Below are 19,470 nucleotides of genomic sequence, written 5' to 3' on the forward strand. Positions count from 1 at the left end.
AGCAAGTACCCCGCCCTCGGGCGGTTTCCGATCGCACTTCCTCCGGAGGGGGACTGTAAGCCATGCAGAACAACACCCAGGCCACACCACCGAACACGCGGGAACGGACGGTGATCGGACGGATCGCCGCCTGGTCCATCCAGCACCGCTGGACCGCCATCGGCGGCTGGGTCGCCCTGGTCCTCGTCGCCATCCTGTGCGGCGCCCTGGCGTCCGGGTCGGACGCGCGTTCGCTGGACCCCGGTGACTCCGGTCTCGCCCAGCAGGTGATCGCGGGACAAGGCCTGGACCCGTCGAGGGAGAGCGTGCTGGTGCAACCGTTGTCCGCCGACGGTCCCGGCCTGCGCGACGACCCGGCCGCGCGAGCGGCGGTGCGCGACCTGGTGGACCGGCTGCGCGCCACGCCGGGGATCATCGACGTCGAATCGCCCCTCGACCGCGCCGACCGGGTGTCCGACGACGGCAACTCGGGGCTGGTCGGGTTCGCCCTCGGTGGGCCGCTGGCGCAGTACAACGCCCAGGCCAAGGCGTCCACCGCGGTGGTGGAGCAGGTCGCGGCCGCGAACCCGGGGCTGCGCGTGGTGCAGGCCGGTGACCGCAGCCTGACCAGCACGGTCGACCAAGCCATCAAGGACGACATGCTCCGCTCGGAGTCGATGTCACTGCCGATCACCCTGGTCATCCTGCTGGTGGTGTTCGGGTCGCTGGTCGCGGCGGGCATCCCGCTGCTGCTGGCGGGCACCACCGTCGCCGCCACCTTCGGGTTCCTCGGGCTGATCGGCAAGGTCATCCCGGTCAACAGCGCCACCTCGGTGATGATCTTGCTCATCGGCATGGCCGTCGGCATCGACTACACCTTGTTCTACCTGCGCCGCGAGCGCGAGGAGCGGGCCAAGGGGGCGAGCGTGCGCGACGCGCTCATCATCAGCGCTCGCACCTCGGGGCACGCGGTCGTCGTGTCCGGGCTCACCGTGATGGTGTGCGTCGCCGGGTTGCTGTTCACCGACATGGACGTCTTCCGCGGCCTGACCGTCGGCGCCGTGCTGGTCGTCGGACTCGCCGTCCTCGGGTCGATCACCGTGCTGCCCGCCCTGCTCTCGGTCCTCGGCCACCGCGTCGACAAGGGCAGGGTGCCGTGGCTCGGCCGCAGGCGCACCGCCGCGCAGGAGTCCCGCTTCTGGTCCACCGTGGCCTCCGCGGTCGTGCGCAGACCACTGGTGTGGGGGCTGACCGGCACCGTCGCCCTGGTCGTACTCGCCGTCCCGGCGCTGGGCATGCACCTGCAGGACCCCGCCACCACCGACAGCCTCCCCCGCTCGGTCACCCAGGTCGACTCCGCGATCCGGATGCAGGACGCCTTCCCCGGCACCGCGGCTCCCACCCGGGTCGCGATCTGGATGCAGGACGGCAGCACCGCCGACACCCCCGAGGTCCGCGCGGACATCGACCGGCTGCGCCTGCTCGCGGAAGCCGACCCGCGGCTGGGCGGGCCGGTCAGCCTGGCCAAGGTCGGTGACGTCCTCGTCGCCCGCATCCCGTTGGCAGGCAAGGGGACCGACCCCGAGTCCATGGCCGCGCTCGAGCACCTGCGCAACGACGTGCTGCCCCAGGCGTTCGGCGACACCGTCGGCGTGCGGACGGCCGTCTCCGGCAAGCCGACGGCCCAGGCATACGACTTCGCCGAGCAGCTGACCAGCCGCGCGCCCGCGGTGTTCCTGTTCGTCCTCGTGCTGGCGCTGGGCCTGCTGGCGCTCGCGTTCCGCTCGGTGGCCATCCCGATCGTGTCGGTGCTGCTCAACCTGCTCTCGGTCGGCTCGGCCTACGGCGTCGTCACCTGGGTCTTCCAGGGCGGGCACGGTGAGGGCCTGCTCGGCTTCACCTCCTACGGCGGTGTCGTCGGCTGGCTGCCGCTGTTCATGTTCGTGATGCTCTTCGGCCTGAGCATGGACTACCACATCTTCATCCTCAGCCGGATCCGCGAGCGCTGGCTGTCCGGCGCCGACTCCCGCTCCGCCGTCGTCGGCGGCATCCGCAGCAGTTCCGGCGTCGTCACCAGCGCGGCGGTGATCATGACCGCGGTCTTCGCCGTCTTCGTCACGCTGAGCGCCATCGAGTACAAGATGCTCGGCCTCGGCATGGCCGTCGCCGTCCTGATCGACGCCACCGTGGTCCGCGGCGTCCTGCTCCCCGCCGCCCTCGCCCTTCTCGGCGAACGCGCCTGGTGGCTGCCCGGCCGTTCCCGCCGCGGCGTCGCCGCGGCATCGGCGAGCCAGCGCTCGCCGCAGGGCCGAGCGCAGGCGATCCCCACCCCCTCGGCCAGGTAGCCGAGGTCCCGCGACCGGTCCGGCGGCCCCACCCCCTGCCGCCGGGCCGGTCGCACAACCGCTTCACCGGAACGGGTCTGGAACTCCTCCAGGCCCGTTCCGCGCGTCCATAGGACCGGTATAGGTCGAGTATCGCCTCCGGCGCGACGCTACCCGGACGTGGAACCCGGGCAGCGGCCCGATTTCCGCGCGGACCGACCACCGGACTGGGAGCGCACATGGCCGAGGAGCAGGACGACACGCAGGTGTACCGCGTCGTGGTCAACCACGAGGAGCAGTACTCGATCTGGCCGGTCGGCCGGGACATCCCGGCCGGGTGGCAGGCGGACGGCACCGAGGGCAGCAAGGCGCAGTGCCTCGAGCACATCGAGGAGGTCTGGACCGACATGCGGCCCCGCAGCCTGCGCGAGCGGATGGCGGAAAGCGGGATGGCCTAGGCGGTCCTCGACCGACGGCGGACAACGGCGAAGGGGTTGCGGCACATGGGGACCGAGGACGTGGCTGAGCGGGCGGGCGACCTCCGGCAGGAGCTGCTGCTGCGCAGGCTGGCTGGGGGCGGGCGCGGGACGCGGGGAATCCCCCTCGCCGACCGGTCGGCGCCGTTGCCGCTGTCGCCGGGGCAGGAGCAGATGTGGTTCCTGGCGCAACTGGAACCCGACAGCGCCGAGTACCTGGTGCCGCTGGCCGTGCGGGTGCGCGGTCCGCTGGACCTCGCGGCGCTGCGGTGGGCGTGGACGGGGGTGGTGGCCAGGCACGAGGTGCTGCGCACCCGCTACGGCTTCGACGGCGACACCCCGCACCAGATCGTCGACCCACCCGCCGACGCCCCGGTCGAGCTGACCACGGTGACCGGACAGACCGAGGCCGACAGGCTGGTGCGGGTGGAATCGACCACGCCGTTCGACCTGGCGGCCCAGTGGCCCGCCCGGGTGCGCGCGCTGCGCCTGGCCGCTGACGACCACGTACTCACGTTCACCTTCCACCACGTCGCCTTCGACGCGTGGTCGACCGGGGTGCTGTTCACTGAACTGGGCGCGTTGTACCGGGAGCGGACCGGCGGAGCCACCGCCGCACTGCGCCCGCTGGCCGTGCAGTACGCCGACTACGCGGCCTGGCAACGCGAGCAGGGGGGCAGCGGCAGGCTGGACCGCCAGCTCGAACACTGGCGGCGGGAGCTGGCCGGTCTGGAGCCGCTCGACCTGCCCGCCGACCGGCCGAGGCAGGCGCTGCGCGGAGCGGACGGCGCCGAGGTACCGTTCGCCATCCCGAGCGAGCTGGCCGAGCGGGTGCGCGCGTTCGCGTCGATCGCAGGCGTCACGCCGTTCGCTGTGCTGCTCAGCGCCTTCCACCTCTTGGTGGGGCGGTACGCCGGGCGCACCGATGTCGCCGTGGGCACGGTCATGTCCGGGCGGACCCGCGCCGAGCTGCAGGACCTGGTGGGCTACGGCATCAACACCCTGGTCCTGCGCGGGCGGTGGGAGGCAGGCACCACGTTCCGAGAACTGGTCGCGCGCAACCAGGGCACCCTGATCGACGCCTACGACAACCAGGCCGTGCCCTTCGCCAGACTGGTGGACGAGCTGCGACCGGAGCGCGACCAGTCCCGCTCGCCGCTGTACCAGGTCGCGTTCACCATGCACCAGCGCGGTTCTTCCTCGCTGGAACTCGTCGGGGCCACCGTCACCGCGCACGCGACGACGAGCGGTATCGCCAAGTGCGACCTCGAATTGCAGGTCGACGACCGACCGGACGGCGGGTTCGGGGCGCAATTCGTGCACGCGACCGACCTGTTCGACGGTGATCGGGTGCGGCGCATGGCCGGACACCTGGTGCGCCTGCTCGACAGCGCACTGAGCCGCCCCGGACTGCCGGTGTCGCGTCTGCGATTCCTGGACGAGGCCGAATCCGCAGCGCTGGCGCTACCGCCGGGACCGTCGGCCACGGCCCTGGTGACCGACCTGTTCGAGCGCCGGGTCGCCGCGACACCGGACGCGCTCGCCGTGAGCGCGGGCGGTCACACCCTCACCTACGCCGAGCTGAACGCGCGCGCGAATCGGATCGCCCACCACCTGCGCGCCCTCGGCGCGGGCCCGGAGCGCTTGGTGGGCATCCACCTGGACCGCGGCCCGGACCTGCTGCCCGCCATCCTCGGTGTCCTCAAGTCCGGCGCCGCCTACCTGCCGCTCGACCCGGTGAACCCCGACGAGCGGCTGCGCGGCATCGTCGTCGACGCGGGGGCCGACCTGGTGCTCACCACACCCGAACTCGGCCTCGAGCACCCCGCCCGGACCGTCCACATCGGAGATGAGGTGGACTGCGACGTCAACGACCCCACCCCGACGTGCGTACCGGACAACCTGGCGTACGTCATCTACACCTCCGGCTCGACCGGTCGCCCCAAGGGCGTGTCCATCACCCACGCGAACATCACCCGACTGATGGACACCGCCTGCAGGCACCTCCGCTTCGGCGCGGGCGACGTGTGGTCGATGGCGCACTCACACGCTTTTGACGTCTCCGTCTTCGAGATGTGGGGCGCACTCCTGCACGGTGGGCACCTCGTCGTCGTCCCCACCGAGACCACCAGGTCCCCGGAGGACATGGCAGCCCTGTTGTCGGAAAACGGGGTCACCGTACTCAGTCAGACGCCGACCGCGTTCCACGCGCTCGCGCCCGCCCTCACCGCGAAGGGGACCGGTGACCTCCGCGCGGTGATCTTCGCCGGGGAGAAGCTGGACTACCCGGCCCTGCGGGCCTGGGTGGAGCACGCGGGGGTCGACACCCCGTGGCTGGTGAACATGTACGGGATCACCGAGACCACCGTGCACTCCACGTTCCACCGGGTGAGCGCCTCCGACCTCGACCGGCACGGGAACCCGATCGGCACACCGCTGTCCGACACCACGATCCACCTGCTGGACGCGCACGGCGAACCGGTGCCCCCCGGCGTGCCGGGTGAGATCCACGTCGGCGGCCCCGCGGTGGCCCGCGGCTACCACGGCAGTCCCGCCCTCACCGCGGAGCGGTTCACCCCGAACCCGTTCGGACCGGCCGGGTCCCGCCACTACCGCAGCGGTGACCTGGCGCACCGCGACCCGGACGGGCAACTGCACCACCACCGGCGACTCGACGACCAGGTCAAGGTGCGCGGCTTCCGGATCGAACTCGGCGAGGTGCGCGCCACCATCACCGCCCACCCCGGGGTCACCGGTGCGTACGTGGCCGTCCTCGACCGGGGCGGGTCGCCCCAGCTCGTCGCCTACCTCACCACCGAGGCCGGGACCGACCACACCGGGCTGGTCGCCGACCTGCGCACTGCTTTGCGCGCGGCACTCCCGCCGTACATGGTGCCCGCGCACCTCATCGCGCTCGACGAGCTGCCGCGCACGGCCAACGGCAAGCTCGACCGGGCGCGGCTGCCCGAGCCCGGCGACGTCGCGGGTGTCGCGGAGCGGACCGCGCCGAGCACACCGCTGGAGCACCACGTCGCCGCGATCTGGTCCCGCGTGCTGGGAACCGACGACCTCGGCACGACCGACAGCTTCTTCGACCTGGGCGGTGACTCCATCCGCGCGGTCGCGCTCAGCGGCGCGCTGCGCGCCGAGGGCCTCGCCGCAGGGGTGCAGGACATCTTCCGGCACCGCACGATCGCCGAGCTGGCCGCGAACCTCGGCACCGCGGCCACCGGGGCGGATCGGGCACTCACCGGGCGCTTCGAGCTCGTCGACGCCGAGGACCGGGCGCTGCTGCCGGGGACGGCCACCGACGCGTACCCGCTGACCCAGGTACAGACGGGCATGGTCATCGAGATGGTGACCGATCCGGAGCGCAACAACTACCACAACGCCAGCGCCTTCCGAATCCGCGACGAGCACCCGTTCCGACCGGACGCGTTCGCCGGGGCGGTGGCGGAGGTGGTCGCGCGGCACGAGACCCTGCGCACCAGCGTGCACCTGACCGGGTTCTCCCGCCCGCTGCAGGTCGTGCACGCGCACGCCGACGTCGAGGTGCACCACGAGGACCTGAGCGGGTACGACGCGGAGGCGGTCGCGGAGGTGCTGCGCGCCCACGCGGCGGCCGAGCGGGCACGCCCCTTCGACCTGGGGCGCCCGGGGCTGATGCGGTTCAGCGCACACTCCGGCACCCCGGGCGGGTGGTGGATCTCGATCACCGAGTGCCATCCGATCATGGAGGGCTGGAGCTACCACTCGCTGCTGATGGAGGTGCTCGACGGCTACGAGCGGCTGCGGTCGGGCACGGGCACCGCGCCCGCCGCGCTGCCCGCCGTGCGGTTCGCCGACACGGTCGCCGCCGAGCTGGCCGCGGTCGCCGACCCCGGTCACCGGCGGTACTGGGGCGACCTGGTCGGCGGGCGGCCGAAGTTCACCCTGCCCACCGGGTGGGGCGACGGCGGCCCGGTCGGGCGTGCGCCGGTGCACGAGCACGTCGAGTGGGCCGACCTCGAGGACGACCTGCGGGCACTGGCGACCAGGGCGCGGGCGTCCCTCAAGAGCGTCATGCTCGCCGCGTACCTGTCGGTCCTGGCGCGGCTCACCGACGAGCCCGAGTTCCACGCCGGGGTGGTGTTCGACATCCGTCCCGAGGTCGAGGGCGCTGACCGCGTCCACGGCATGTACCTCAACACCCTGCCCGTCGTCGCCGACCGCTCGGCGGGCACCTGGCTGGAGTTGGTGCGGCAGGTCTTCGACGCCGAGGTCACCGCCTGGGAGCATCGGCGCTACCCGCTGCCCGCCATTCAGCGCGACCACGGCGGCACGGGCGGCCTGATCGACGTTTTCTTCAACTACCAGGATTTCCGACAGGTCGACACGACCAAGGTGGACAGTTCGGTCGGTGTCGACGACAGCCCCACCGAGTTCCCGCTGACCATCTCCTCTCGCGCGGGCCGGATCTTCCTGACCGCCAACCCGGCCCACCTGGATCGGGCAGGTGCCCGGCGGGTCGGCGGGTTGTTCCGGGCCGTGCTGGCCGCGATGGCGGCCGACCCCGACGGCGACGCGCGGGCGGCGCTGCTCCCCGACGACGAGCGGGAGCGCCTGCTCGGGTGGGCGACCAACCCGGGGCGCCACGTCACCGAGAGCGCACTGCGGCTCATCGAGCGGCAGGCGGCGCGCACCCCGCACGCGGTGGCGGTCACCGACGGGGATGCCGACGGCACCCGTACCGAAACCACCTACGCCGAACTCGACCGGCGTGCGAACCAGGTGGCAGGCAGGCTGCGCGAGCTGGGCGCGGGTCCTGACGCGGTCGTCGGCGTCGTGCTCGATCGGGGCGTCGACCTCATCGCGGCGTTCCTGGGCACCTGGAAGGCGGGGGCGGCGTTCCTGCCGCTGGATTCGGCCTTCCCGGCCGCGCGGATCGCCGCCGTCCTCGACGACGCGCGTTGCGCGGTCGTGCTCACCCAGGACCGGCACCGGTCGCTGGTCGTCGGGCGGCGGGCGGTCGTCGTCGACGGCGGCGACCTGGCGGATGCCCCCTCCGGGCCGACCGGGATCGAGGTCGACCTCGACAGCCTGGCGTACACGATCTACACCTCCGGCTCGACCGGCACCCCGAAGGGCGTACAGGTGTCGCACCGGTCGCTGGCCAACCACCTGGTGTGGGCCGCCGACGAGCTGGCGGGGAAGGGCACCGGCGGGGCGCCGCTGTTCACCTCGGTGGCCTTCGACCTGGGCATGCCGAACGTGTTCGCACCGCTGCTCGCCGGTCAGGCCGTGCACGTGGTGCCTGCGGGGGTCGACCTCGGCGAGCTGGGCGCGCACGTGGCCGAGCACGCGCCCTACAGCTTCATCAAGCTCACCCCGGGACACCTGGAGGTGCTGACCCACCAGCTGACGCCCGAGCAGGCCGATGGGCTGGCAGGCGTCCTCGTGGTGGCGGGGGAGGCGCTCACCAGGCGCACCGTGCTGGCTTGGCAGGCGATCGCGCCCTCAGTGCCGGTGGTCAACGAGTACGGGCCGACCGAGGCCGCGATCGGCACCTGCGTGTTCCCCGTTCCGCTGCCCGCGACCGACGAGGTGATCCCGATCGGTCGGCCGTTGCCCGGGGTGTCGATGCACGTGCTGGACGCGTGGGCGCAACCGGTGCCCACGGGGGTGGTGGGCGAGCTGCGGGTCGGCGGGGCCGGGGTGGCCCGCGGGTACCTGGGCCGCCCGGGGCTGACCGCCGAGCGGTTCGCCCCGGACCCGTTCGGCGAGCCGGGGTCGCGGCTCTACCGCACCGGCGACCTGGCGCGAGTGCTGCCCGACGGCGCGGTCGAGTTCCTGGGCAGGCGCGATGGCCAGGTGAAGGTGCGCGGGTACCGGGTGGAGCTGGGTGAGGTCGCGGCTGCGCTCGGCGCGGACCCGACGGTCGCGGACGTGCGGGTGCTCAACCGGCCCGATGCCGACGGAACCGCCAGGCTGGTGGCCTACGTCGTCGCCGAGAGCGCCTCGGTGGACGCCACCGCGCTGGCCGCCCGGCTGCGGGACCTGCTGCCCGAGTACATGGTGCCCGCGGCGTTCGTGCCGGTGCCCGGGTTCCCGTTGACGACCAACGGGAAGCTCGACACCCGCGCGCTGCCGGAACCCGACGGTGACACCCACGGCGCGGTCCGCCCGGTGGCGCCGCGCACGCCCCTGGAGAGCCGGGTGGCAGCGGTGTGGGCGGCGGTGCTCGGGCGCGACCGGGTGGGGGTGCTGGACAGCTTCTTCACCTCCGGCGGTGACTCGATTCGGGCGGTCGCCCTGGTCGGGGCGATGCGCGCGGAGGGCATGGACGTGTCAGTGCGCGAGGTCTTCCGGCACCCGACCGTCGAGGGCTTGGCCGGGGTGCTGACCGGGCGGGAGCCGGTGGACACCGGGCAGTGGCACGGGGTGGCGCCGTTCGAGCTGCTCTCCCCCGCCGACGCCGCCGCGGTGCCGGACGGGGTGGTCGACGCCTACCCGCTCACCCGGGTGCAGACGGGGATGCTCGTCGAGCAGCTGACCGACCCCGACGTGAGCAGCTACCACAACGTCAACGCCTATCGGGTGCGCGACACCGGCCCGTTCGACCTGACCGCGCTGCGCGCCGCGCTGGCGGTCGTGGTGTCGCGGCATGAGGTGCTGCGCACCAGCATCGACCTGACCTCCTTCGGCGAGCCGATGCAGCTGGTGCACGACCGGGCCGAGGTCGACTGCGACGTGCGCGACCTCCGCGGGCTCGACGACGCCGGGCAGCGCGCCGCGGTGTTGGCGTTCGTGGCCGAGGAACGGTCGCGGCCCTTCGACCTGTCTTCGGGTGGACCGTTGCTGCGGGTGCACGCGCACTTGACCGGTGAGGACCGGTGGCTGTGCACGATGACCCAGAGCCACGCCGTGCTCGACGGGTGGAGCAACCAACTGCTGGTGATGGAGCTGGTCCGCGGCTACCGGGACGTGCGGGACGGTGTCGCTCCCGACAGCGCCGCACCCGGCCTGCCGATGGCGCGGTTCGCCGACGGTGTCGCGGCCGAGCGGGCGGCGCTGGCCGACCCGGTGCCTGCCGGGTACTGGCGGGACCTGGTTGCCGGGCACCGGAAGGTGACCCTGCCCGCAGCCTGGGGCGAACCGGGGGAGCCACGCGTGGTGCACGCCGTTGCGCGGATCGGCGACCTCGGGGCGGGCCTGAGGGCGGTGGCCGCCGCCTCGGGTGCGCCGCTGAAGAGTGTGCTGCTCGCCGCGCACCTGAAGGTGATGGGGCAACTGACCGGCGAACCCCGCTTCCACACCGGACTCGTCACGCACACCCGCCCGGAGGCCCCGGGGGCGGAACGGGTCCTCGGCAACTTCCTCAACACCCTGCCCTTCCCCGGCGACCGCACCGCGGCGACGTGGGTGGACCTGGTGCGCCGGTGCGCCGAGCGGGAGGTCGAAGCCTGGGACCACCGGCACTTCCCGATGCCCGCCATCGAGCACGACGAGCCCGGCGGTCGGCTGGTGGAGGTGTTCTTCGCCCACCTGGACTTCCACAGCCTCGACAGCGACACCGCCGAGGACGGCTGGGGGCTCAGCGACGCGCCGAACGAGTTCGCGCTGACGGTGACCGCGCTGGACGGGGTGATCACCCTGCGCGGGCGGTCCGACGTGCTGGGCCAGGCCGCTGCGGACCGGCTCGCCGAGACCTACCGGGCGGTGCTGGTGGCCATGGCCGCCGACCCGACCGGCGACCCCCGCCGCGCCGTGCTGCCACCGGTGGAACTGGCCGGTGCGATCGCGGCGCCCGTGGTGGTGCCCGAGGCGGACGACCTCGTGTCGGCGTTCGCCAGGCAGGTCGCCGCCACCCCGTACGCACGGGCGGTGACCTGCGGCGAGCACACGCTCGACTACACCGGGCTGGACGCCGGGGCGACCCGGCTGGCCCGGCGCCTGGTGGCGCTCGGCGCCGGACCGGAGGTGCTGGTCGGCGTCCACCTCGACCGCGACGCACACCTGCTGCCCGCGCTGCTCGGCGTGCTGCGCTCCGGCGCGGCGTACCTGCCGTTGGACCCGGTCAACCCGCGCGAGCGCACCCTGGGGTTGCTCGACGACGCGGGCGCGCACCTGGTGGTGACCACCGCCGACCTGGCCGCGAGCCTCGACGCGGACGTCGAGGTCGTGCTCGTCGACAGCGACCTCGACGACGGCGGGGACGCGGAGGCCGACCTGCCCGTGCGGATCGACCCGGACTCGCTGGCCTACGTCATGTACACCTCCGGGTCCACCGGTAAGCCCAAGGGCGTCGCGGTGACGCACGCCAACGTCACGCGGCTGCTCGCCCGGTGCGCCGAACTGGGCGGCTACGCCGGGGACGAGGTGTGGTCGAACCTGCACTCCCCCGCCTTCGACTTCTCCGTCTTCGAGATGTGGGGTGCCCTGCTGCACGGCGGACACCTGGTCGTCGTGCCCGCCGAGGTGACCCGCTCCCCGGACGACGTGCTGGACCTGCTGGTGCGCCACCGGGTGACCCGGCTGAGCCAGACCCCGTCGGCGTTCCGCGCGCTGGTGGCGGCCGCTGAGCGGGGAGACCCCAGGTTGGACCGGCTGGCGCTGCGCGCGGTCGTCTTCGGCGGGGAGCGGCTCGAGCCCGCCGGGCTGAGGCCCTGGATGGAGCACTTCGGGCAGTCGGGGCCCGAGCTGGTGAACATGTACGGGATCACCGAGACCACCGTGCACACCACCGCGCACACCGTGACCGAGGCCGACACCGCCGCACCCGGGCGCAGCCCGGTCGGCACCCCGCTGGCGGACACGACCGCCGTGCCGCTCGACCCGCGCGGCGACCCGACCCCAATCGGCGTGCCCGGTGACGTCCACGTCGGCGGGGCGGGCTGTGCCCGCGGCTACCACCGCAGGCCCGCCCTCACCGCCGAGCGCTTCACCCCGGACCCGTTCGGAGCGCCCGGTTCGCGCCGCTACCGCAGCGGCGACCTGGCGCACCGCGATGCCGACGGCGGTCTGCACCACCACGGGCGCGTCGACCGGCAGGCCAAGGTGCGCGGCCACCGCGTCGAACTGGGGGAGGTCCAGGCTGCGCTCAGCGCCCACCCGGCGGTGGCGACCGCCCACGTCGTCACCCGGGGCACCGGCGCGGACACGGCGCTGGTGGCCTACGCGGTGCCCTCGGGCGGCGAACTGCCGGTGGCCGGGATCCGCGAGCACCTGCGCCGCGTGCTGCCCCCGTACATGATCCCCGCTCACCTCGTCGCGCTGGCGAAGCTGCCGCTGACGGCCAACGGCAAGCTGGACACCGCCGCGCTGCCGGAGCCGTCGCCCTCGGTACCGGAGGACGACTCGGCACCCACAACCCTGCTGGAGCACCGGATCGCCGCGGTCTGGGCGGCGGTGCTCGGGTTGCCCGAAGTGGGCACCGCCGCTGGCTTCTTCGACATCGGTGGTGATTCCATCCGCGCGGTCGCGCTCGCGGGGGCGCTGCGCGCCGAGGGGATCCCCGCCGGTGTGCGGGAGATCTTCCGCCACCCGACCGTCGCCGAGCTGGCCGAGGCGGTCGACGGTGTGACCGCGCCCGACCTGGAACCGGTGGCACCGTTCGCATTGCTCTCGCCGGAAGACCGGGCGGCGCTGCCCGTGTCGGCCACCGACGCTTGGCCGTTGACGCTCGTGCAGACCGGCATGGTGGTGGAGGCGGCGGCCGACACCGCGGGCCACCGCTACCACAACCACAGTGCGTTCCGGGTGCGCGGCGGCGCGCTCGACCCGGTCGCGCTGCGGGCGGCGCTGGACGAGCTGGCCACCCGGCACGAGGTGCTGCGCACGTCGATCGACCTGCACACCTGCTCGGTCCCGGTCCAGGTCGTGCACCCGGACGCGCGAATCCCGCTGGCGGTCCGCGACCTCACCGGTCTCGACGGGCCGGGGCTGCGGAGCGCCCTGCGCGCGCACGCCGATGCCGAACGCGCCACACCGCTCGACCTCGCCACCGCACCGCTGCTGCGGGTGGCGGCCCTCGCCGAGGACGACGGCTGGTGGCTGTCGCTGACGCACTCCCACGCCGTGCTGGAGGGTTGGAGCACGCACTCGCTGGTGGTGGAACTGGTGGAGCTGCACCGGGTCCTGCGCGACGGCGAGCCGCTCCCGGCCCACGAGCAGACGGCGGTGCGCTTCGCGGACACGGTGGCCGCGGAGCTGGCCGCGCTCGACAGCGACGCCGACCGGGAGCACTGGAACAACCTCACCGCGACGCACGAGCCCGCGCGGCTGCCCGCGCACTGGGGCGGCACGGACACCGGGCCGGTGCTCGCGCGGGTCGACGCCGCCGACCTGCTGCCGGGGCTGCGCACCCTGGCGGCGGCCAACCGGGTGAGCCTGAAGTCGGTGCTGCTCGCCGCGCACACCACCGTGATCGGCAGGCTGGTGCCGGAGGCGTCCGTCCACACCGGAGTGGTCACGCACACGCGGCCGGAGGCGCCAGGGGCGGACCGGGTGTGCGGCATGCACCTGAACACACTGCCGCACCCGGTGGTGCGGACCGCGACCAGCTGGGACGCCCTGGTGCGGAACACGCACGAGCACGAGGCGCGGCTGTGGGAGCACCGGCACTACCCCATGCCCCGCATCCAGCAGGACGCGGGCCAGGGCAGGCTCATCCACATCATCTTCAACCACCTCGACTTCCACGTCTCCGACGGCGGACCGGTCGATGCCCGGACCGGTCTGGGCTCCGGGGGCACCGAGTTCGCGCTGACCACGACCACGACCAGTCGGGGCCACGTCGAGCTGCGCTCGACCGGTGAGCACCTGGACCAGCGGCGGGCCGACCGGCTCGCGGCGCTGTACCGGGAGGTGCTGGAGTCGATGGCGGAGGACGGCTCGGCCCCGCCGCGCGTGGCGCCCAGGGCCGACGACCCCGCCGTCCTCGCCGCGACACCGGTCGAGGCCCCCGTCGACGCGGGCACGCTGGTGCAGCTGTTCGAGCGGCAGGCCGCCGCGTCCCCGGTCGCGCCCGCGGTGACGTGCGGCGGCACGACGATGACCTACGCGGAGCTGGACAGACGTGCGAACCGGCTCGCCCACCACCTCCGGGCGCTCGGCGCCGGACCGGAGGGGCTCGTCGGAGTGCACCTGGAGCGCGGGCCCGAGCTGCTGCCCGCGATCCTGGGCGTGCTGAAGTCGGGGGCGGCGTACCTGCCGCTGGACCCGGCGAACCCGGTGGAGCGGCTGCGGCACGTCGTGACCGATGCGGGTGTGCGCCTCCTGGTGACCTCGAGCGGCCTCGACCTCCCACACGACGGGACGACCGTGCGGGTGGACGACCTGCCCGCGGACCTGCCGGAGGACAACCCGCAGGTCTTGACCGTGCCGGACAACCTGGCGTACGTCATCTACACCTCCGGATCAACCGGCCACCCCAAAGGCGTCTCCATCACCCACTCCAACATCACCCGACTCCTGCACACCACACACACCCACTTCCACTTCACCCCCCACGACGTGTGGTCAATGGCACACTCCTACGCCTTCGACGTCTCCGTCTTCGAAATGTGGGGCGCACTCCTACACGGCGGACACCTCATCGTCGTACCCACCGACACCACCCGCTCCCCACACGACTTCGCAAACCTCATCACCCACCACGGAATCACCATCCTGAGCCAAACACCCACCGCGTTCGGCACCCTCACCACCGCGCTGGCGGCGGGCGGGCACGACCAGCTCCGCGCGGTGGTCTTCGCGGGCGAGCGGCTGGACTACTCCGACCTGCGGGCGTGGGTCGCGGAGCGGGGGCTGGACCGAACGCACCTGGTCAACATGTACGGGATCACCGAGACCACCGTGCACTCGACGTTCCACCGCGTCACCGAGGCCGACATCGCCGGGATCGGTGCAACCGCGCGGCAGGACAACCCGGTGGGCGAACCACTGGCCGACACGTCGGTGCAACTGCTCGACCCCGTCGGGATCCCGGTGCCGGTCGAGGTGCCCGGGGAGATCCACGTGGCCGGTCCCGCCGTCGCACGCGGCTACCACGGCCGCCCCGGCCTCGCCGCCGAGCGGTTCACCCCGGACCCGTACGGGGCGCCCGGGTCGCGGCGGTACCGCAGCGGGGACCTCGCGCACCGCGACGCCTCCGGCGGCCTGCACTTCCACAGCCGGATCGATTCCCAGGTCAAGGTGCGCGGCCACCGGATCGAACTCGGCGAGGTGCAGGCGGCGATCACCGGGCACCCGGCCGTGACCGCCGCGCACGTCACCACCCGGACCGCCGGGGGCGCGACGCAGCTGATCGCGTACATCACCACCGCGCGCCCGGACCCCGCCCTGCCCGCGGAGATCAGGGCGCACCTGGCGACCGTGCTGCCACCGTACGCGGTCCCCGCGCACGTGCTGCCGCTGGAGCGCTTCCCGTTGACGGCCAACGGGAAGCTGGACCGCAACCGGCTGCCCGTTCCCCTGTCCACCTCGGTCGAACGCGTCCGGCCGAGCACCCCCGAGCAGCGGCAACTGGCCGAGGTGTGGGCGCGGGTCCTCGCGGTGCCCGAGGTCGGGGTGGAGGACGACTTCTTCGACCTCGGCGGGGACTCCGTGCACGTGGTCGCCGTGGTGGCCGAGGCGGAGCGGGCCGGTTTGCAGGTCGGGGTGTTCGACCTCTACCGGCACCGCACCGTCGCGGGCCTGGCCGCGGCACTGGCGCCCACCCGACCGGCGCCCACCCGACCGATCGCCACCACGGTCCCGGACCCCACCTCGGCCATGGCGGAGGCCGGAGTGCCCGGCTTGGGTGTCGCGCTGCTGCGCGGCGGCGAACTGGTGGCCGACGAGGGCTTCGGCGTGCTCCGGGCGGGGTGTCCGGACCCGGTGACGGCGTCGACGACGTTCCAGGTGGGGTCCATCAGCAAGCACGTCACCGCGCTCGGCGTGCTCATGCTGGTGGGCCGCGGCGAGTTGGACCTGGGCGCCGACGTGAACGACCACCTCACCCGCTGGCGGGTGCCCGGGTCGTGGGCCGCGCAGCCGGTCACCGTCGAGCAGCTGCTGGGGCACCGGTCCGGCCTGCGCCCCACCTCGGGCGCCGGGTACCCGGCGGGTGCCGTACCGACCCTGCTCGACCTGCTGGAGGGCAGGGCACCCGCGCAGAACGACCCGGTGGTCCGCGACCTGGAACCGGGCCACGGGGTCCGGCAGGCCAACGTGCACTACCTCGTCCTGCAGCAGCTGTTGGAGGACCTCACCGGGCGCCCGTTCGCCGAGCTGATGGCCGAACTGGTGCTCAACCCGCTCGGCATGGTCGACAGCGGTTTCGACCAAGAGGACCCACCGGGAACCCCCGCCGTGGGCCACGACGCAGCCGGGGTGCCGTTGCCCGGGGGCTGGCTGCGCAGGCCGGATGCCGCGGCGGCCGGGCTGTGGACGACCGCGGGCGACCTCGCCACCGCCGCGCAGCAGCTGCGCCGGTCCGCGCTCGGGCTGCCGCGCGCCCCGTTCCGGCGCGACCTCGCTCGCCTCGCGCTCACCGCCTTCGGCAGGTCGGGGTACGGGCTGGGGACGGTCGTGGAGACCGCGGCGGACTCCGGGACGCGCTTCGGGCACGGCGGCCACACCACCGGGTACCAGGCGATGTTCCGCTGCGATCTGGAATCGGGCGACGGCTGGGTCGTGCTCACCAACGGCGAGTCCGGCGACACAGTGGTCCGGGCGATGCTCGACGCGGGTCTGGACCCGGCCGACACCGGCGCACCCGCGCCACGACCGCAGGGGGCAAACCGATGAGGAGCCTGATCTCCACTGACGACCTGACCGACACCGAGCTGCACCGGCTGGTGGTGCGCGGCGCGGAGTTCGCCGCGCACGGCCCGCCCGCACCCGGTGACCGGCTGCCGTTGGCCGGGCGGGTGGCCGGAATGTACTTCCAGCTGACCTCCACCCGCACCCGCACCGCGTTCGGCAGCGCGGCGCTGCGACTCGGCGCCGGGGTCATCGCCTACGGTCCCGGCGACTTGCAGACCAACACCGGGGAATCAGCCCACGACACCGGGCGTGTCCTGGGCGGCATGCTCGACGTGCTGGTGGCCAGGGTCGGGCAGCCCGACTCCACACTGCGGGAGTGGGCCGGGACGGGCATGGCAGTGGTCAACGCCATGGCCGAGGAGGAGCACCCGACCCAGGCGCTGACCGACCTGAGCGCGCTGTGGCGGCGGTTCGGCCGGATCGAGGGGCTGCGGGTGCTGTACCTGGGCGAGGGCAACAACACCGCGGCCGCGCTCGCGCTGACCCTGAGCCGGTTCCCGGGAGTGCGGTTCGAGCTGCGCACCCCACCGGGTTACGGCCTGCTCCCCCGGGTCGCCGCCCGCGCGGCCGAGCACGCCGCCCGATCCGGCGCCGTCGTGGTGGAGCGGCACGACGCCGACGACCTGCCCGAGGACTGCGACGCCATCTACACCACCCGCTGGCAGACCACCGGCACCAGCAAGCCGGACCCGGCCTGGCGGTCGGTGTTCGCGCCGTTCCGGGTGACCGAACGGCTCTGGCGCACCAGCCCGAAGGCACTGTTCCTGCACGACCTGCCCGCCCACCGCGGTGACGAGGTGACCGCGGCGGTGCTCGACGGGCCTGCGAGCGTCGCCTTCGAGCAGGCGGCGACGAAAGCGTGCAGCGCGATGGCCGTGCTCGAGTGGTGTCTGGCGGGATGAGCACCACGACGGGGTCACCGTCCCGGCTGCGGTCCGTGCGCGACTTCCGGCTGCTGTGGGGCGGTGCGGCGGCCTCGATGCTCGGCGAACGCGTCGCCGCAGCGGGTTACCCGCTGCTGGTGGTGTTCCAGGGCGGGTCCCCCGCCACCGCCGGGTTGGTCGGGTTCTTCGCCCTGCTGCCGGTGCTGCTGCTCCAGCTGCCCGCGGGCGTGTACGTCGACCGGTGGGACCGGCGGCAGGTGCTGCTGGTCTGCGACGTGCTCGGCGCGCTGGCGCTGGGCAGCGTCGCGGTGGCACTGGCCGTCGGCGAGCTGTGGTTGCCGCACCTGCTGGTGGCCGCGTTCGCCGAGGGCGCGGTCGCGGTGTTCTACCGACTGGCGGAGCGGGCCGCCGTGCGGTCGGTGGTGCCGTCGGCCCTGCTGCCCGCGGCGCTGTCGCGCAACGAGGCGCGCGGCCGGGCGGCCGGGCTCCTCGGGCAGCCGCTGGGCGGCCTCCTGTTCACCTCGGCGCGCTGGGCGCCGTTCGCCTTCACCGCCGTGGCCCACCTGACCGCGCTGGCGACCCTGCTGTGCTTGCGCAGACCGTTGCGTGCCGAGGGCGCGGGCACGCGCCGGGGGTTGCGCGCGGAGCTGGGCGAGGGGCTTCGGTGGCTGCGGGGCCAGAGGTTCCTGGCGACCGCCGTCTTGCTCGTGGCCGGGACGAATGTGCTGTTCCAGGTGCTGTCGCTGGCACTGGTGCTGATCGTGCGCGGTGAGGGCGGGTCGGCGGTCGTGGTCGGGGTGATCGGGGCCGCGTCCGGGCTGGGCGGAGTGCTCGGTGCGCTGGCCGGGTCGGCGGTGACCACCCGGTTTCCGCCGGGGCGGGTGTTGATCGCGGTGTTCGCCGTGTGGTCGGCGGTCATGCCGGTGATCGCGCTGGTGTCGCACCCGGTGGCGCTCGGCGCGCTCTACGCGGCGCTGAGCTTCGCCGGGGCGTTGCTGAACGTGCTCGCCGGGGCGTACCAGGTGAGCCTCACGCCTGACGCGCTGCAAGGCCGGGTGGGCGCAGTGGCCGGGTTGCTCAGCTCCGGCGCGGGTTCGCTGGGCGCGCTGCTCGGCGGCCTCGTTCTCGCCGCAGTGGGGACGACGGCGGCGGTGTTGGGCGCGAGTGCGGTGATGCTGTGCCTGACCGCCACCGCCGCCGCGCTGCCCGCCGTCCGCTCCGCCGGTGTGGGAGGGGCGCGGTGAGCGCGTACGCCGAGTGGACCCGGGTGTTCGACCCGAGGCCGGGCGCGCGGGTGCGGCTGGTGTGCTTCCCGCACGCGGGCGGGTCCGCAGCCGCGTTCGGGCAGTGGCACCGGCTGCTGCCGGACAACGTGGAGGTGGTGGCCGTGCAGTACCCCGGCCGCGCCGACCGGTTCGATGAGCCGTTGGAACCCGATCTCGACGCGCTCGCCGACCGGCTCGCCGCCGCACTCGGTCCCGCCGTCGACCACTCGACCGTCTTCTTCGGACACAGCCTCGGCGCGACGGTGGCCTTCGAGGTGGCATCCCGGCTGCGGCCTCGGTTCCCGGCGCCGCTCGCCCGGCTGGTGGTCTCCGCGCGACGGGGCCCCTCGGTGCCCGAGCGAGGAGCACCAGAGGAACTCGACGGGCGCACTGTTCGCGCACGAGTGCGGGAGCTGGGTGGTCGGGGCGCGGAACTGCTGGCCGACCCGGAAGTGCTGGATCTGGCGCTTCCCGTGCTGCGCAACGACTTCGCGATGGCCCGCGCGCACCGCACCCGCCCGGGACCGCCGCTCGCCTGCCCGATCACCGCCGTCGCCGCCGATGGCGACCCGGCGGTGGACGCCGCCGACGTGGCCCGCTGGCGCGCCCACACCCTGGGCGGGTTCGAGCTGCTCCGGGTGCCCGGCGGGCACTTCTACCTGGAGGACGGGGCGGCGGACCTGCTGGCGCGCCTGGGACTGGGCGCGCGGGCCCGACGATAACACCGGTATAGGAACCATATCGACGTCCGCCC

At 73.7% G+C, this 19,470-nt stretch carries 6 protein-coding genes; all 6 read left to right on the forward strand.

Translation table 11 applies throughout. The features are described 5' to 3' along the window. Positions 1-110: 110 nt before the first annotated feature. Positions 111-2,324, forward strand: coding sequence for an MMPL family transporter (locus L6E12_RS01375; RefSeq protein WP_236226022.1), 2,214 nt, complete (start codon positions 111-113; stop codon positions 2,322-2,324). 218 nt (positions 2,325-2,542) lie between these two features. Next, complete coding sequence (locus L6E12_RS01380; RefSeq protein WP_236226023.1) at positions 2,543-2,761, forward strand: MbtH family protein; 219 nt, start codon at positions 2,543-2,545, stop codon at positions 2,759-2,761. A gap of 45 nt (positions 2,762-2,806) precedes the next feature. Then, positions 2,807-16,549 (forward strand): non-ribosomal peptide synthetase, encoded by a 13,743-nt coding sequence (locus L6E12_RS01385; RefSeq protein ID WP_236226024.1) that lies wholly within the window; start codon positions 2,807-2,809, stop codon positions 16,547-16,549. Beyond that, positions 16,546-17,469 (forward strand): ornithine carbamoyltransferase, encoded by a 924-nt coding sequence (locus tag L6E12_RS01390; RefSeq protein ID WP_236226025.1) that lies wholly within the window; start codon positions 16,546-16,548, stop codon positions 17,467-17,469. The genes L6E12_RS01385 and L6E12_RS01390 overlap by 4 nt, the downstream gene beginning before the upstream one ends. Further along, positions 17,466-18,695 (forward strand): MFS transporter, encoded by a 1,230-nt coding sequence (locus L6E12_RS01395; protein WP_236226026.1) that lies wholly within the window; start codon positions 17,466-17,468, stop codon positions 18,693-18,695. The genes L6E12_RS01390 and L6E12_RS01395 overlap by 4 nt, the downstream gene beginning before the upstream one ends. After that, positions 18,692-19,438: a thioesterase II family protein gene (locus L6E12_RS01400; protein ID WP_236226027.1), complete on the forward strand. Its 747-nt coding sequence runs from the start codon at positions 18,692-18,694 to the stop codon at positions 19,436-19,438. Before L6E12_RS01395 ends, L6E12_RS01400 begins: the two co-directional genes overlap by 4 nt. Positions 19,439-19,470 lie beyond the last annotated feature (32 nt).

The organism is Actinokineospora sp. PR83 (assembly GCF_021056305.1).
GTDB classification, from domain to species: Bacteria; Actinomycetota; Actinomycetes; order Mycobacteriales; family Pseudonocardiaceae; genus Actinokineospora; species Actinokineospora spheciospongiae.

Excerpts from the sequence above, each read along its gene's own strand:
- L6E12_RS01390 (WP_236226025.1), top strand. The coding sequence starts at position 16,546 with ATGAGGAGCCTGATCTCCACTGACGACCTGACCGACACCGAGCTGCAC.
- L6E12_RS01385 (WP_236226024.1), top strand. The coding sequence starts at position 2,807 with ATGGGGACCGAGGACGTGGCTGAGCGGGCGGGCGACCTCCGGCAGGAG.
- L6E12_RS01395 (WP_236226026.1), top strand. The coding sequence starts at position 17,466 with ATGAGCACCACGACGGGGTCACCGTCCCGGCTGCGGTCCGTGCGCGAC.
- L6E12_RS01380 (WP_236226023.1), top strand. The coding sequence starts at position 2,543 with ATGGCCGAGGAGCAGGACGACACGCAGGTGTACCGCGTCGTGGTCAAC.